The organism is Leptolyngbya sp. FACHB-671, assembly GCF_014695745.1.
GTDB lineage: Bacteria > Cyanobacteriota > Cyanobacteriia > Elainellales > Elainellaceae > JAAUTN01.
The window spans coordinates 236,360-253,134 of record NZ_JACJOV010000048.1; the positions used below are offsets into that span (position 1 = coordinate 236,360).

Sequence of the window (16,775 nt, forward strand, 5' to 3'; positions counted from 1 at the left end):
GTGAGAAACGCATTCCTAGGAGAACTGCCTTTTATAATTTATTTGGGATCGCTACAAGGCTATTACAAGGGATTAGGAAGATATAGCTGTTTTGTTGACTGATGTAGCCAAAAGAGATTTAGAAATCGACTTGAAGCATGTTACGAACTGCGAAGGTGCTCCAAATTAGCCACGTTTGGCAAATTGATTTTGCGAATGAACTGTAAGATTATTTTCATTGCATCCCGTTCAATTTCCAGCCTTGAAGTAAATTTCAGGTTCAAGGCTGAAAATCTGGAGACAGAATGGTCTTTCCGTTAACCCTTTTGGTGAACTGGAACGGGCTTTAGTGGGCAATTTGAATTCGCTTTAATGGGGTGTTTGAAACAGAGTGACTCATCTTAACAACTGATTTAGGACTGCTATGTAAAGGAATGTAATTGATTGGTGCGCTGGAGATAAACCTAGACTTTTTGCTTGAATGGGACATTTCTACAAGTCTGCTATAGGAATGACTCATTGCTGGGGATATTGTCTTAATCTGTAAGGCAGGAGTGAGCGATCGCCCTCCTGGTTTTTGCAGGTAATACAGCATGTAAAGTCATGACTGAACTCAATCACACTGACCCATCTTCCGTTCAACCCCAACAAGGGATTGAACCCACTGGTAAGGTGAAGGTTACAGATAAGCTAGTAGAAGATTTGAAGGTGGCACTCAGCAGTCAACCTTTATCTCGTACTTTGACTACGTGGAATAGTGCTACTGCAAACCTCGTGAAACTGTTGCCTGTAGACCAGATTGCTCAAACTGTGGTGAAGTGGTTTAGCGTCAGCGAAGACCAGGTTGCAGAAATTTTAGAAACTGTCCGGGCAGAACTCCCCACCACTGAAGCACTGTTGATTGGTAAACCCCAGGCTGGCAAAAGCTCTATTGTGCGTGGTCTAACGGGCGTTTCGGCAGAAATCGTCGGGCAAGGTTTTCGTCCCCACACTCAACACACAGAACGCTACGCTTATCCTTCTAATGACCTGCCGTTATTGATTTTCACAGACACCGTAGGGCTGGGTGATGTCAATCAAAGTACTGACGCAATCATTCAAGAACTGGTAGGCGACTTACAAGAGAGCGATCGCCGTGCCAGGGTTCTGATCCTTACCATCAAAATTAATGACTTTGCCACTGACACTTTGCGACAGATCGCTCAACAGTTGCGCCAAAAGTATCCAGAGATTCCCTGTTTGCTAGCTGTGACCTGTCTGCATGAGGTGTATCCTCCCAGCACCGCTGACCATCCCCCTTATCCACCCGATTTTGCGGAAGTCAATCGTGCCTTCACGACTATTCAACAAATCTTTGAGGATGTGTGCGATCGCTCCGTCCTAATCGACTTCACTTTAGAAGAAGATGGCTACACTCCAGTTTTCTATGGTTTGGAATCATTTCGTGACACGCTAGCCGATCTGTTACCTGAAGCCGAGGCCCGGGCGATTTACCAACTGCTCGACAAAGGCGCAGGCGACCAGATTGGCAACCTTTATCGAGATACGGCCCGTCGCTATATGTTGGCGTTTGCAACTATGGCAGCGGCGATCGCCGCGATTCCGCTTCCCTTTGCCACTATGCCGGTGCTGACTGCCCTCCAGGTGTCTATGGTGGGCTTGCTAGGGAAACACTATGGACAGACGCTTACGCCCTCGCAAGCGGGCGGCGTGGTGAGTGCGATCGCAGGTGGATTTTTGGCCCAGGCAATCGGACGAGAATTAATCAAATTCATCCCCGGCTTTGGCAGCGTCATCGCCGCATCCTGGGCAGCTGCCTACACCTGGTCGTTGGGGGAAGGAGCCTGCGTTTACTTTGGAGACCTGATGGGCGGCAAGAAACCCGACCCACAAAAAATTCAGGCAGTGATGCAAGAGGCTTTCCAAGTCGCAAAGGAACGCTTTAAGGGCATCAAAACCTGATGGAACTCAGGTACTTGAAAGAGCGTCTTACATTGTTTTAGCCCGATCGTAGGAGTTGTCATTTAAGGGCTATCACGGTAAATGTAAGAAAACTTCAAGAAAGCAGACATTTAAGGCATGGAAGCACGGTTCGTTAGAACGCTGGTTTTGTTTTTGGTTCTTACCCTGGTCTTTGGGGTTCTGGAGCGCCTTTTCCCAAGCATTCCTGACCAGCCCAAGTGGCGGAGAGGAGTTTGGCTGGATACTTTTTATTGGTTTTTCACCCCAATGGTGATCCAGATCATCAGCATGGCGACGATCGCCCTTGTCCTGATCCCGCTTTACCTACTACTAGGGCGAATCACTATTCAGAATGGAGGATTGTCGTTTGATATCAATCAGGTTTTAGCGGGCTACGGGCCGATTTCTCACCTGCCGCTATGGGTGCAAGGGCTAATTGCAATCTTCATTGGTGACTTTGTCGGCTACTGGACGCATCGTTGGCACCATACCCGCCAGCTTTGGGATTTTCATGCCGTTCACCACAGTGCTGAGGTAATGGACTGGCTCACAGCAGTGCGGCTGCATCCAGTAAATGATATTATCTCGCGGGTGTGTCAGGCGACTCCGGTGCTGCTGTTGGGCTTTTCCCCGATCGCCGTTGAAGCTTATGTGCCGCTGCTGTCGAGCTATGTTGCTTTCATTCATGCGAATGTGTCCTGGACCTATGGACCGTTTCGCTACGTGATTTCTAGCCCTGCTTTCCACCGTTGGCACCACACGACAGAAGAAGAGGGAGCAGGCAAGAATTTTGCTGGACTTTTCCCAATTTTTGATCTGATTTTCGGTACGTTTTATATGCCTCAAGGCGAACAGCCGAGGAACTTTGGGCTGATTGGTGAAACGATCAAGGAAACATTTTTTGACCAGTTACTTTTCCCTTATCGAAACTGGAAGATTGTCAAAGCCTGGTTTAATTCAAATCAACCTGTAGTTGAGTTTGCAGAAAAGGAACCTGTCAAAGTTTCGAGTAGCTGACACCACAAATCCTTGTATAGGGGCAAGGCATTCGGTCGCAAACCTTCTGGTGTAAGTTGGGTGAAACAACGTAAAACCCAACATCCACCTAAATTCTGTTGGGTTACGCATTCGCTTCACCCAACCTACGATACACCCGTAGTTTTGGGAGTTTTGTCAGTCAACCAGCACAATTCCTCTAGCGAATGCTTTGTCCCTACACAAAAATAGTGTTTCGTTATGAAAAAGATGGAAGAAAGGTAAAGCTTTTCTCCCATCTTTTTTAATGGTCCATCATGACTTTTGACTGGGGTTTTGCAGGTTGTAGAGTAGCCCCAGTGTGGGGTGATAATTGCTGCAAGATTGGAGCGATCGCTGCCAACATTGCACTGCTCCTACTGGGTCTTCGGCGACCAAGTGACCCATTCCTTCGTTCATCAACAAGCCTGGATGTTCTAAATAGTTCTGGGAAAGCTGGCTGTATATGGGTGCAGCTTTGTCGTATTGCCCTTTCTTAGCCAATGCATTAGCCCGTGCCAATTCTTTTAGAGCAGGATCGCGACCTGACATCGACTTGATTTTGATGTAAATCGAAGCAGGTATTCCCAGGATAAAGATTAGGTTTGTTAGAAACGTTTTCCAGAACAAGCCGTTTGCACAGTGGTCACACACATAGCGGCGTTTGTAGGAGAAAGCGTAAGCGATGACGAAAAAGAAAAAGTAGAATTCTGTATAGCCCCTGATCCGATCGAATAAACCACATTCATCACACACTCGGTAGGTTGAACCTTGGGCAAGCGGCGGCTGATTCTCCTTCAAGATACTTTCGCAAAAACGGCAGTAGATATGAGAACTTCGCTCATAGTCAGTTAGATCAAGAGTCGCTTCACAATCCGAGCAGGAAACGACTCGCAGCAAATGTCCTTGACCAATTTCTAATAGGTGCTGTTTGCGTTTATCAATTGCTTTTTGGGAAGCAATTCGGTCAACTTGTTTTTCTAAATCTTGAGCCTTGACTCCACTCACCTCAAGTACGATTGCAGAGCCTCCAGCTAAGGACTTTTGTAGGCTTGAACTCAAGTTGTTAGTTGAGGATAGGGCAAGGACGATGCGTTGATCGCGAGTGGTTGTATCCACAATGTCGTCATAACTCAAAACATCTTTTTCTAAAACAATGCTGTCTTGAGTTGCAGTTCCTTTTTTGGGGAATAAGCTCTGAGTCCGTCCGTTTTTAACAAACTTAAACTTGAAAGGAAGATCAGCGGTTGCTGTCATGAAGAACTCCTAAAACGGTGTAACGTGATGATCTGAAAAGCGATCGCCATCCTGCATAGTTCTCATCACTAATGGCAGGATGTGTATGGCTGCACCCGTCACGCTCCGTTACTACAGTTTCTGAGTTCTCTTTACCGGACGGAACTGAATTGAAAAAGTTAAGGGAGTGCCCCGTCGGGGCACTCCCTTAACTTTAATTACTGGTTTAATTACTGACCTAGGTAGTGTTCAAAGCGCTGTTGGGCTTGTTCAACTGATAGGTTTTGTGTCCAGTATTCGATCAATGTATGACCAAATGCCCATGCGTTGCGGTCGGGGGAAGGCGGATTTTCTAGCAGCAGTGGCCAGAGCGATCGCAAGTCAAACTCTAACGCCTTTGCGCCACCTGGATTTAATAGTGAGAACAGGTCATACGCCATCTGAAGTTTGCCAATGACAATAGGCAGTTGCTCAACCGGAATTTGTTCTGCTAGAGCAAAAGCTAGAGCAGGCGATCCGGTAGACAGGGTTGAGAGAAATTGCAGAATTGGACTTTTGAGGAATGCGGCTAGTCCTTGCGTGGTCGTCATTTGAAAGGTGTAGCGATCGATGATTTTGGCAGCAGCAACGGTGCGAGCATCCAGGTTCTGCAGAAAGCGGGCGAGCCGAAGCTGCTTGGCTGGGGCGATCGCTTCCACCAACGAAACAGACAGTGCATCAGCATTCCAAGCAGCTCGACCTGTTTTAGAATCTGCGGTGACGATGGGCAATACCTGATTGCAAAACTCACCTAAAAGCTGAGCGCGGTATTCGGTCGCTTCTCGAATTGATTTTTCTTTAGGGCGATCGCCCCATTGCCAGTCGTAGGGTGGTTCCCACTCGCGCAAAGGACGCAGTCGATCGACTTGAGTGACGATGGCGATCGCGGGTAAATTACTCACTTCTGCCTGCATATCTTTGAGAAAGTCCACATCCATTTGCAGTGCCGGGTCAAGGGCAGGCGTGACCAGCAGCAGCAGATCGGCATCGTTAGCATAGTCCAGCACCAACTCTCGAAACTCGGCTCGATCAGCCTGTTCATAGCCTGGGGTATCCCAGAGAGAAAGCGTTTCCCCGAATTCCGTTTTCCACTGATAGTTCTGAATCTGGTCGGTGCTGGGCAACATATCCACCACAGCCAGGTCAGCCTGAAACAGTGTGTTGATCAAACTGCTCTTTCCCGCTCCGGTGCGCCCAACTAGCAGAATGCTGACAGGCTTTTGCTCGACCGTTTCAATCGATTCTGACTGGGTCAGGATTTCTCGTAGCGTTTGAGTTTTTGCTTTAGGAAGCGCAGGTTCTGGTGCGGGTGCTACTCCTGGTAAGGTGCCTGTAGAACCGCTGTAAAGGGCGATCGCCTGCTGACACAGATTCCGCAATGCTGCCTCGCGTAAAAGCTGGCTCAAATTCACCAATAGCTGCTGGGTGGCGCGATTGTTGTAAGGCTCCGTCGCCTGCCTTGCTGCCGCCGCGACCGGATTGAGCAACCACTGCGCCCAGTTCCAGGCTCGCAACAGTTTGCGGGCGGATGGCTCCAGCTTACGATACACCTCAAATGCCTGGTATGCCTGCCCAACGGTGAGTTGATTGAGTGCAGGAGAGAGCTTTTGCATCCACCCGTCCAGGTCGTCCACCGTGCCACGAATTAGCCCGTATGCCTGGGGAACGTAGATGTTGAGCAAAGGATACCGAACTTCGGGATGGTAGATGTGGGCGATCGCCACCACCACATCCTGACAGCGCCGCCAAAACGTTGCCCAATCTTCCCACACAGGCAAGTCGGTCTGCGTTTCCTGAAGAATCTTTTGAAGCGCTGCCTCTGCCTTGCGGGTTGCCTCATTCGCTGACAGGGCGGGAGACAGCTCAGGAGCAGATTCCAGCTCTTCGCTTACTTCTGCCAGCACTGCTTCGACCTGTTTTAGAGCAGGCTGCGTCCAGCGCACTAGCAGCCATCGCCACCCGACAAACAGCAAGATAAACACGCCCCAAATCCAGTTAATGCCCCAAGCGTGAATCTGCCATCCCGCTGCTGTCAGTAAAAAAGTCGCAATTATGGCGATCGGAAGTGCCAACACCGCCCACTGCCACCGCTTTAGTCGCCCCATTGCCCTATGCCAAGAAACTTGTCTCCAGTGTATGGAAGTTTTGAGCGATTGATATGCAACATTCAATTAATCGCAGCAATGCGTTATTCCATGCAGCAAAGTGTTGAGCGATCGCAGCAACGCATTAAGCCATTGCAGCTAAGCATTAAGGCGATTTCTGGGAAAGAAATTACTGTATGAGTAGCAATGCCTTGGTACGGGCGAACGGCCGTTCGCCCGTACAGGAAGTCCAATCTTCCTCAGAAATCTCCTAGGTTGTTGTAATCAGGCATTGAGTATTAAGGCCCAGCAATAAGCGATCGCAGTCAAGCACGAGTACAAAACCCCTACGAAATGATTCTCATTCCGAAAATATGAATAACTGTTCATACGTTTTAGAATTGTGCTAGAGTTCGTAAAATTTTTCCTCCAGCACTTCATGCAACGGCTATGACTCAAACTCCAGCGCTTAAAACTCAGCAGATGCAGATAGGCGGCATGGACTGTGCAAGCTGCGCCGCAAAGATTGAGACAGCCTTGCAAAAAGTAGCAGGTGTGGTTGAGGTGTCAGTCAGTTCTACGACTGAGCGCTTGATCGTCTCTTACGATTCACAGCAGGTGAATGAGTCAACGCTTCGCGATCGCATCAATGCTTTGGGCTACACCATCGTCACTCCTACAGCACACTCTCACGCTAAAACTCATTACTCCAAAGATCACGAGCATAGCCACGACCATCATCACGGGCATGACGATGAACATCATCACGACCACGATCACCACCACGGTCATGGAACCGGCGAGTTTGCGCTCAAGACAGAACTCCTTTCAGTGCTCATAGTCGTGGCTCTTTTAGTCGGAGGCATGATTTTTGAGGAGGTTCTGCACAACACCCCCTACAGCTTTGGAGAATACGCAGTCTTCATTCCTGCTTATCTAATTGCGGGTTGGACGGTGTTAAAGATTGCTGGACGCAACATTCTCAGAGGGCAGGTGTTTGATGAGAACTTCTTGATGACCATCGCCACGGTTGGAGCGATCGCTATTCACCAATTGCCTGAAGCTGTTGCTGTGATGCTGTTCTATCGGGTTGGAGAGTTATTTCAGGAATACTCGGTGGGGCGATCGCGCCGTTCGATTAAAGCCTTACTAGAAATTCGCCCTGACACTGCCAATGTGAAAGTAAATGGTTTGATCAAAGCTGTCTCACCAGAAACGGTGAATGTCGGTGAGCTAATTCTAGTTAAGCCAGGTGAGAAAATTCCGCTGGATGGTGAGATTTTTGAGGGCAGTTCTCAGATTGACACTTCAGCACTAACGGGAGAATCTGTTCCACGCACGGTCAAAGTTGGAGAATCTGTTTTGGCAGGCATGATTAATCGGACTGGAGTATTAACCCTGCGAGTCACAAAGCCATTTGAAGAATCTTCGATCGCCAAAATTCTAGATCTGGTCGAAAACGCTACGGCTAAAAAAGCACAAACTGAGAAGTTTATTACTCGGTTTGCCCGATATTACACGCCTGTAGTTGTGATTTTGTCGTTGGCGATCGCCCTCTTTCCTCCCTTGCTAATCCCTGGTGCAACTCATGCAGAGTGGATTTATCGTGCTCTAGTATTGCTCGTCATTTCTTGTCCTTGTGGGCTGGTGATCAGCATTCCGTTGGGCTATTTTGGAGGCGTAGGAGGAGCCGCGAAACGCGGAATTCTTGTCAAAGGTTCGGTATTTCTTGATGCCCTCACCGCTGTCAAAACTGTTGTTTTTGATAAGACTGGAACGTTAACTCAAGGAGTTTTTAAAGTCACTCAGGTTGTGACAAAAAATGGGTTTTCAGAGTCAGAATTGCTCACCCTAGCAGCAAAAGCCGAATCTCACTCCAACCACCCTATTGCTCAATCAATTCGAGCAACACATAGTCAACCAATTAATCATGCAGATGTGACCGAATACGAGGAAATAGCAGGCTGTGGTATTCGAGCTAAGGTGAACAATCAGAACGTGTTAGCAGGAAGCGATCGCCTCCTCCGCCAAGAAAACATTGATCACGATACCTGCCAGGTAGAAGGAACGGTGGTTCATCTAGCAGTAGACAATCACTACGCGGGTTATATTCTCATTGCAGATGAAATTCGAGAAGATGCAGCACAAGCCATCCGAGATCTCAAGCGAGTTGGCATCAAGCAAACCGTGATGCTGACAGGTGACAACAAACAGGTTGCTCAAACTGTAGCCAGACAATTGGGTTTAGATTCCTATATTGCTGAGTTATTACCCGAAGGCAAAGTTGAGGCAATTGAAAGGTTACTGAGTCAATCTGGTAAAGACAAAGTTGTCTTTGTCGGAGATGGCATCAACGATGCACCCGTGATTGCAAGAGCCGATGTTGGAATGGCCATGGGTGGGCTAGGTTCCGATGCTGCAATAGAGACAGCAGACGTAGTGATTATGACCGATGCGCCATCCAAAGTGGTAGAAGCGATTCAGATAGCCAGAAAGACACGCAAAATCGTAGTGCAAAACATTGTGCTGGCAATGGCGATTAAGGGGCTATTTATCATTTTGGGAGTATTTGGCGTGGCAACACTCTGGGAAGCTGTTTTTGCTGATGTGGGTGTTGCACTGCTGGCAATTCTCAATGCCAGTCGAGCGTTAAAGCTGAACGAGAACGCTTAATCTTGCACAGCCGACATTTATCTGACCTTTGCTCTGACTCTTTGTCAATATTCGAGTGGCGCAAGATCTGGTTCGGGATAGTGAGGTTGATGGAAGAAAAATTGCCGTTAGGGGAATAAGTTCCCCTAACGGCAACATCGACAAAATATCGGGACTCGACGCTATAGGGAGTTACACCGTCGAACTGGGTGCCCTGAATACAAAACTCGCTGGTCTGCTCCATCACAGTCAGATTGGTGAAGTCCAAACACTAGTTCTGGGGGACTGGTGTTTGGTCGTGCGCTTAGAAGAGCGCCTTCCTGCTCAGTTAGATGAACCGATGCAAAAACGACTGCTACAAGAGCGATTTGAAGAATGGCTGCGATCGCAAGTTCAAGCACTCAACGAATTTGACCAGCGCTGGTTTGGCATAACTCCAGAGCAGCAGACTTCTTTGTAGAGAAGGACTGACTTACATCAGGTTCCGATTAAGTGTAGAGGTCAAACATCACCTTCCAGTTTAGGAAGAAACGCTATCCAAATCCAACTTCCATTCATGCTTCAAAAGATTCTGATACATCGTCTTTTGAGACATCATAAGTCTGTGTTGTTCAACCAAAAATTCTTGCGCCTGCTCATGAGACATCTGTTTTACCTGATCTGCAAAGATCCGGAGGCTAAATTCTTGATCTAAAGTGAGTTCAATTGATTGGTTCATAACTGCCTTCTAATAAAAAACAAAAGCTTTGAATCTAGTAACGCACTAACGGTTTTAAAACTTGAGCCTAAACTGACTGATCACACTCAGCATTTGAGAGAGGTGAATTAATCTATGTGAGCGTGAGCATTAGGTTTTCGCCAATCAGGAACAAAATTTTGACTTATTTATTGCGCTATGTAAACTAGTATAACAAATTATTTACATAGTTTCACAATCTAAATCAAAAGATGCAACCTCATAAAAACGGGATTAGGGTGATTGAGCTGATAAAAAAATCCACCTGCTTATCTTGAATAAGCGGTGGAAGTTAAAGCAATCAAGCGATCGCACTTTACAGAATAAGAGCAAAATCAAAAGGCATTAGTGAAAGTCTATTTTGAAGAGCCAAATAGCCCTGATGTTCTTCCATCATGCTTTTTGAGGTCTTTCTTCTGTTTTCGGGTTTCATCAGAAACGGCTTTTGGTTTTTTAGGTTCTTTATTGCTTTTTCTTTGCTTTGACATAAGATCTCCTCAATCAAAATTTTCAACATACCTTAGACAATGATTAGCAGTACTACTTAGCTAACTGCACCTCTAACCAGCGGCAGATTGTTGCTCAATCACCTAGACAATTGGCAGATTCTAAATAATCCTTCAAAACTTCATTGGCATCCATTTTGGCTGCCTCGCAACGTGTAGCGTTGTCGCTGTTTATATCTCGATTCTAGTTTGCAATGACTTGCTTAAACGCCCGTCTGAGTGATTAGTTATGTGTAGTTCCATTCGGCATTTTAGTTTTGCTCAACCTTGCTCTATCCATATTTACTCCTTGAATATTTGCCCCCGTTAAATCTGCTTCACCCAGATATGCCCCATCTAAATTTGTGTGGCTAAGATTTGTCTGCCGTAAATCCGCACCCGTCAAATCTGCACACCGCAAATCTCCCCCGCTCAAATCTGCTCTACCCAGGTTGGCTTGCCGCAAATCTGCCCCCCCTAGATTGGCTCCGCTGAGGTCTGCCCCACTCAGATCAGCGTGAGTCAAATCTGCTCCACTGAGGTCTGCCCCACTCAAATCAGCGTGAGTTAAGCAAACTTGAATCATTTCTGCATTAGCTAGGTTGGCTTGATTCAGTTTTGCTTGGTTGAGATGAGCCTCAGTCAGATCTGCTCCACGTAAATCAGCCCCAATCAACTCGGCTCCAATCAGCGTTGCCCCAATTAACTTTGCATCGGTTAGGCAGACTTGAACCAGGTTTACATGACTAAAATCTCGTTGTCCTGTGGAGTAGAGTCTCAAAATCTCTTGAGCATCCATAATTTTGTCCTTCGATCGAGTTGGTTTTATTAAGGTGAATATCGAGTTGAAATAGCATCTTCGAGCTATCTAAGCGCTTCACGAAATGTAGAGATAAAAATATTGGGTTGGAAGCGATCGCACACAAATCCTATGAAACGCATGGATCATGAGAATCGGACTCCAGCAGAGCGCTTGCACTTCTCACAACCCAGCCACAATCAATTGACCCAAAACTAGGAAGTTAGCGACGTACTAAGGTCAACAGTTCCCTGGGTGAAGCCAGCAGATCAATCGCGACAAAGAAGATTTTGCCTTCCGGATCAAGCAAAAACCGCCATGCAATATTCATGCCCACGCTACTACCAAACCAGGGAGTTTGAACCTTGCCAGTCACTTTAATTGGGGTATACCCCTCTTCCACACTTTCCACAACGCCCTGCTCGGGCATCAGCTTCAGTCCCTGGCATTCCTCTCGCATATACGCAAGAATCAAGTCGCGACCCAAGATTGGTTTTTGAAAGGGAGGCTGTAGGGCACCATTGGGCGCAAATAGGTCAACAGCGACCTCAAAGTCATTAGCGTTCATATTGTCGATGTAGCTCAAAACTGTTGGATGAGTTACACCTTCAATTTGGATTTGGGTTCGGTTTGCCATCTCCGTGGGTATCACAACCGGATCAGCAACCTTTTTAGGACTGTCTAAATCCTGCGAGTCAAACCCCATATTGACTACGGTGCTGCGGAGAATAGTGATTTGCTGTCCCGGATCAGCATTCTTAATCGACTTCAACACCGCATTTGCCTGAGAAGAAAGCTGATAGCCCTGAGGAATCGGAGCGACAAGTCCTTTTTCCATCCATTCTCCCAACTGATTCCAGAAGCCGAGTTTGATATTCATGGTGAAAGAACCATAGGTCCGGCAAATGGGTGTATCCGCATGGTTGGTTAAATCACACATCACCTGCGTTTGCTCAGCAGATGACATTTGCTTAATCTGGTCAAGAGTGCTCTGAGCAAACATCATGTTGGCGGCACCCGGAGCCGCAATAGTGATCGTTTTACCCATCTCAGTGAAGGCAAACCAAATTAATGCCAGTTGGTCTTCTGCTTTGAGTTTGTCAAATTGCTCAATTGTTTTTGGAACAACAGCAGAAACCTTGGTATCAGGAAAAATAGAGCGAGCAGATTCGGTTGTAAAAGTCATAGAAAACTCCAAAATTTGGACTACACTGAATCTGTCAAAAGTGATAGATGGATGTAACTGTTCCATGCAAGGTAGAACAATTTCAGGAAAAGGAATACAGCTATATCCGTAAAAGCTTAAAGGTTGACAGTTAGATTGTATTGAGTGAATGATGACAGCAAGCTGTTTAAGTTCAGTAGAACAACTTGCTGCAATCTACCCAGGCTATAAATTCCTAGCTAGCAGCCAATGCAACGAACCTTATTGAAGCGACAGAGAGTACAGTTCCCGTTCTTAGAGAAGCATAGTGTCGCTGTTGTTGTCGTAAAGAATATGCTGAAACAGAAATGATAGGCTCAATTGCGTAGTTATTGATGAGACCTTCATCGTCTGAGATGTAACCAACCATAAAACGAGTAGCAATCAGTCGAGCGCCATCAGAGCGAATATTAGCTTGGACTTCAGCCGAAATTTGTTCACTGCCATCGCTGCGATGCTTTTCAGGAAGGTTGAAGGTTTTCCCTCGGCTTTTGGTGTAGCTCGTGGGTGTCCTTTTTGCAAGCCTTACAACATCATCATAGTCTATTTCAATGATGATTGAATTACGCTAACAGAGTGCCGACCACGGCATCAACTGTGCAAAATCATACACTCTATAGGTTGTGGTTATTAAAAACAAAATTAATCCATTAGTTGAAGCTGCTGAAATCGCAAAGCATCTGCAAGGCTTTTCCTAAGCTGATCGAGGTGCTATCAACTCAGTGGCTTTCGATTCGATGGGTGAATCATCAATTAGTTGAGCTTCAATTTCATCTCGCACAATTTGGCGGTAGTCGATGAAGTGTTCTAGATGCGCGCAATTAGTCAGGTAGTGTTTGAATACGCCTGGATTATGCTGAATGATTGAAAACAACTGCTGCCAAAACTGCCAGCGGGTGTTGCGTTTTAACCCTTGTCGCCAGCAAATAATGAACAGGGCTCGCAGGTCTATGAGTGCTGGCAGCTTGAATTTTTTCTTATGAGGTTTGGGTTTCATGTCAATGAAATGGCGATAGACCCGTGCCAGGTAGCGATCGGGTTCATATAAATCCCAAAAGCAGCGGACATATTCGTGAGCAATCTCTACTAGGGGACGGGTAGGAACAAAATTAATTAACGTGGTTTGATGAATATTAGCCTCCCCCGTTTCGAGTAATCTTCCTTCTTTTTGCAAGCGCTGCGATAGAGCAGTATTGGGTAAGGCTTGCAGCATACTGAAATGAGCCTGGGGAATAGCCGTAGCTTCCACAAAGTCAATGATGCGATCGCCCGCTCCTGATTTCTCGCCATCAAACCCAATGATGAATCCTGCCATCACTCGCAGCCCTGATCGGTTAATAGTTTGAACGGATTCTATGAGCGAGTTGCGCGTATTTTGAAATTTTTGAGTCAGAGATAGGCTATCAGTATCTGGAGTCTCTATCCCTAAAAAGACGGCACCAAAATTTGCAGCAATCATCAAATCTAGCAATTCCTGATCTTGCGCCAAATCGACAGAAGCTTCGGTTGAAAAACTAAAGGGATAGCCTCGTTCTGCCATCCAAGGAGCCAGTTCTCGCAGCATTAGCTTGGCATTCCGTTTGTTGCCGATGAAATTATCATCTACAACGAAGATCGATCGCCGCCATCCCAAATCGTAGAGCTTTTGCAACTCTGCTAATAATTGAGCAGGTGTTTTGGTGCGAGGTTTTCGTCCGTACAGCACAATAATGTCGCAGAATTCGCATTGATAGGGACACCCCCGCGAAAACTGAACTGACATATCGCTGTAAGCGTTTAGATTAAGCAGATCAAATCGTGGAAGAGGGGTAGTTGTGACATCTGGTTTTTCACCGTTAGAGCGGAAAACTCCTGTAGTCTCTCCTCGTTCCAGCGCTTCGACTAACAAGGGTAAGGTGATTTCACCTTCATCTAACACCAAAAAATCAGCTCCAGCCACTTGTGCAGCATCAGGAACAGAAGTAACGTAAGGGCCTCCGACCGCAACTCGCTTGCCCCGTCGCTTTGCCGCTTCAATCAGATGCAGCATGTCTTCCTTCTGCACAATCATGCCAGAGATGATCACCAGATCTGCCCAGTACCAATCTGCTTCACTCTCATAGCCCACATTTCGGTCTACCAAACGAAACTCCCAGGTTTGAGGCAGAATAGCAGCAACAGTGGTCAAACTCAACGGCGGAAGAGAAACTTTACGCCCGATCAATTCAAGAGCTTTGTCGAAAGACCAGAATGATTTTGGGAAGAGAGGATAAAGTAATAAAACTCGCATAATACTGCTTTTATTGATTGCCATAGTGTTGTTAATCCATAAGAATTTAGCCTAAGAAATCTAGTCTACAAACTCTAATTACAAAGTTTTGCGAAGACCGAATCCTTCGCTAACTTGCAGTGTTTTACAATCAATTTTTCTTGATTTTGTCTTATTGATTAGAAACGAATAGACTTCTAAATAGGATTCTGACAACGCTTCAAATAAAATACGTTCTTCTGAGAAAACGACCCGCTCAAAATTACACCTTGCTCCACTCATCGCCCGAATGACTTGAATACTGCTTGTGTCATTCATGTAATAGCAAAGAATCTGAGGGTGTTCTTGAGAAGATTCAGTTGTTAAAAGGGAAAGTAAGTAAGTCATAATCTTTTGAAATTAAATTTAGATGAAACATCATTTTTATGCTGTCAAGCAACATCCCATAAGAACGATTGAAATAATGTTGATGCAGGTGTTTGAATTGTATAAGTTGCATCAAAACGTATTAAAATTTTGCAATCAAAATCGGTGCTACTCAGGAGATGGACGACTATAAAAGCTGGGAAAGCAGACAGGAGAGGCACTTCCCTGGTTGAAACAGTATTTAGTACTGCTTACCTGCTTAGTAGTCTGTCAACAGCAGAGTTAACAATAGTAAGGTTGCCTGAGACGAAGAATTGAGGGTTTGTTTGTACCCATTGCTCTGGATGACTATGATGATCGATGCGATTAGAAGAGCGATCGAGGACAAGGATCTTAGGCATCGATTCAACTCACCCTAACACTCGAACACAATGTGCCCCAGCGTTGAAGGTTAAGCGGATAGGCAACACTTGATAGGAGTGTCAGTCGCCAGATCTCCTGGACAAAACGATTGAGGTCAATAGGCTTGAGCAAATATGCTTCAACCTCCAATCCCCACTGTTGAGCAAAGCTTGTTGAAGAACTGGTCGAAGTAACTATGACAGGGAGCATTCTGCCCGTGGTGAGCGTAAGATGCTTGACGTGTTGAATGAGTGGATAGATACCTTCACCCAGGAATCTTGTCTCACAAATCAAAATGGTGGGGATGCGCCACTCTAGAAAGTCTAATGCGTCTTTGATTGAGCTAATTGTGGTCACTCTTGCTCCATAGCTTTCCAGTAGACAAGCGTACAAATCTCTGCTGTCGCGATCGTTGTCTACTACAAAGATTTCCACATTTTTGAGTAAACCAGGATTAAGCAAGAGTTCATTCGTTATCAACATGTTGATTCCTCGCTTGTAGTGATGATGACTGGAGCGAATGAACTGATCCGACAAGCTTGCTTAAGTGGCAAATGTAATTTTGCCTTTTATGGCTGGCATTAGCTGGTGACAATGCCTACAACGCCAGTAAAACCTACCAAAACAAACATGACGGAGCAAAACATTTGAGCAACACGGGCATAGTCGTCTACTACTCATAAACTGATCAAGATTAATAGGATCAGCTTGCCAATCCCCCCTTAGAAAGGTTTGTTTTGACAACTGTTTCAGTAGCCTTGTGTGAGAGGTCATTGAATCATCCGTATTCTGAAACTTTGCATTCTAAACCTTGGGTAAAGCGGGTTTAGCTGGCTTTTCTAGTACTTTGAAGCGGTGCTGTTTGATTTACTGTAAGACTTGATTGACTACAGCTCGATTCGGGATGGAATAACGCAATAAGAGAAGTTTGTCAGCGCTTCAAGTCTTGCACTGAACCCCTGAGGAAATGAAATTAGATACAGCTATTGAAGTGCGTTAATCAAGTAGTCAAAGTAAGAACCAACTTCAGTGGACTCTTCTGGCGACAATATTGTGGTTGTGGCACCTTTCATTGCCCGCACGCCTTCAGCTACAGCATCAATGGGAGTGCCGAGAGAATGATACATTTGGCGGACTCCAATTACCCCAATTTCCTCAAGAGGAGTTGTTTCTCCAGCCGCCACGCTGTAGGTAATTAAGCGCAGGTAGTAGTCTAAATCTCGCAGGCAAGTCGCAGTCATAGCTTCACCATAAGCGTTACCACCGGGTGAGACGAGGCTGGGACGACGCTGGAATAATTGGTTGGCGGCTTGCTTAATAATGCGATCGCGACTTTCCGTTAAAACTCTGACTAATCTTAGGCGGCGATCGCCACTCACTACGAAACGCTTGGTTTGATCCGTCTCTCCGGGAGTTAGATAGCGGCATTCAGCATCAGCATCCACAATTATTTTTTTCAGGACTTACGCAGATGTACTAAATGTGGTGGTCAGCTTAGCCCAATTTCATAGCAAGAGTGGGTGATTTGAGTTGCCCAATCAAATAGTGGGATAACAGTCTGCTCTTGAG

15 protein-coding genes are annotated in these 16,775 nt (G+C 46.1%); 4 read left to right on the forward strand and 11 right to left on the reverse strand.

What is annotated here, in order from left to right; all coding sequences use genetic code 11:
* Positions 1–582: 582 nt before the first annotated feature.
* Both H6F93_RS03995 and H6F93_RS04000 read left to right on the forward strand, forming a co-directional pair.
* The gene (locus H6F93_RS03995) at positions 583–1,941 is read left to right on the forward strand and encodes a GTPase family protein (RefSeq protein WP_190679346.1); all 1,359 of its coding nucleotides are present in this window, start codon (positions 583–585) and stop codon (positions 1,939–1,941) included.
* A 117-nt stretch (positions 1,942–2,058) separates the two neighbouring features.
* Complete coding sequence (locus H6F93_RS04000) at positions 2,059–2,958, forward strand: sterol desaturase family protein (RefSeq protein ID WP_190679348.1); 900 nt, start codon at positions 2,059–2,061, stop codon at positions 2,956–2,958.
* 273 nt (positions 2,959–3,231) lie between these two features.
* Here the strand turns inward: H6F93_RS04000 and H6F93_RS04005 are convergent, their stop codons facing one another.
* Positions 3,232–4,212 carry a hypothetical protein gene (locus H6F93_RS04005; protein WP_190679349.1) on the reverse strand — a complete coding sequence of 327 codons (981 nt, stop codon included), beginning with the start codon at positions 4,210–4,212 and terminating at the stop codon, positions 3,232–3,234.
* 209 nt (positions 4,213–4,421) lie between these two features.
* Positions 4,422–6,335, reverse strand: coding sequence for a GTPase family protein (locus H6F93_RS04010; RefSeq protein WP_190679350.1), 1,914 nt, complete (start codon positions 6,333–6,335; stop codon positions 4,422–4,424).
* Positions 6,336–6,764: 429 nt separating this feature from the next.
* Here H6F93_RS04010 and H6F93_RS04015 point away from each other — a divergent pair, with 429 nt between their 5' ends.
* Both H6F93_RS04015 and H6F93_RS04020 read left to right on the forward strand, forming a co-directional pair.
* Positions 6,765–8,987 carry a heavy metal translocating P-type ATPase gene (locus tag H6F93_RS04015; RefSeq protein ID WP_190679351.1) on the forward strand — a complete coding sequence of 741 codons (2,223 nt, stop codon included), beginning with the start codon at positions 6,765–6,767 and terminating at the stop codon, positions 8,985–8,987.
* Between the two features lie 55 nt (positions 8,988–9,042).
* The gene (locus H6F93_RS04020) at positions 9,043–9,426 is read left to right on the forward strand and encodes a hypothetical protein (protein WP_190679352.1); all 384 of its coding nucleotides are present in this window, start codon (positions 9,043–9,045) and stop codon (positions 9,424–9,426) included.
* A gap of 60 nt (positions 9,427–9,486) precedes the next feature.
* Here H6F93_RS04020 and H6F93_RS04025 read toward each other — a convergent pair whose 3' ends face one another.
* The 9 genes from H6F93_RS04025 to apcA all read right to left on the reverse strand — a co-directional run bounded on the left by H6F93_RS04025 (position 9,487) and on the right by apcA (position 16,666).
* Entirely contained in the window at positions 9,487–9,684 is a 198-nt protein-coding gene (locus H6F93_RS04025) for an NblA/ycf18 family protein (protein ID WP_190641516.1), read from the reverse strand.
* A gap of 374 nt (positions 9,685–10,058) precedes the next feature.
* A complete protein-coding gene (locus H6F93_RS34525) occupies positions 10,059–10,190 on the reverse strand; it encodes a hypothetical protein (protein ID WP_277881948.1) in 132 nt (43 codons plus the stop codon).
* Positions 10,191–10,431: 241 nt separating this feature from the next.
* Complete coding sequence (locus H6F93_RS04030; RefSeq protein ID WP_190679353.1) at positions 10,432–10,986, reverse strand: pentapeptide repeat-containing protein; 555 nt, start codon at positions 10,984–10,986, stop codon at positions 10,432–10,434.
* A gap of 223 nt (positions 10,987–11,209) precedes the next feature.
* Positions 11,210–12,172: an orange carotenoid protein N-terminal domain-containing protein gene (locus H6F93_RS04035; RefSeq protein WP_190679355.1), complete on the reverse strand. Its 963-nt coding sequence runs from the start codon at positions 12,170–12,172 to the stop codon at positions 11,210–11,212.
* Between the two features lie 214 nt (positions 12,173–12,386).
* Entirely contained in the window at positions 12,387–12,560 is a 174-nt protein-coding gene (gene psb34 / locus H6F93_RS35645; protein ID WP_524537890.1) for a photosystem II assembly protein Psb34, read from the reverse strand.
* 324 nt (positions 12,561–12,884) lie between these two features.
* The gene (locus H6F93_RS04040) at positions 12,885–14,483 is read right to left on the reverse strand and encodes a B12-binding domain-containing radical SAM protein (protein ID WP_524537891.1); all 1,599 of its coding nucleotides are present in this window, start codon (positions 14,481–14,483) and stop codon (positions 12,885–12,887) included.
* 54 nt (positions 14,484–14,537) lie between these two features.
* Positions 14,538–14,825 carry a DUF1830 domain-containing protein gene (locus tag H6F93_RS04045; RefSeq protein WP_190679356.1) on the reverse strand — a complete coding sequence of 96 codons (288 nt, stop codon included), beginning with the start codon at positions 14,823–14,825 and terminating at the stop codon, positions 14,538–14,540.
* A gap of 384 nt (positions 14,826–15,209) precedes the next feature.
* On the reverse strand, positions 15,210–15,689 hold the full coding sequence (locus H6F93_RS04050; RefSeq protein WP_190679357.1) for a response regulator: 480 nt from the start codon (positions 15,687–15,689) through the stop codon (positions 15,210–15,212).
* A 500-nt stretch (positions 15,690–16,189) separates the two neighbouring features.
* Positions 16,190–16,666, reverse strand: coding sequence for an allophycocyanin subunit alpha (gene apcA / locus H6F93_RS04055; RefSeq protein ID WP_199313467.1), 477 nt, complete (start codon positions 16,664–16,666; stop codon positions 16,190–16,192).
* Positions 16,667–16,775: the final 109 nt, after the last annotated feature.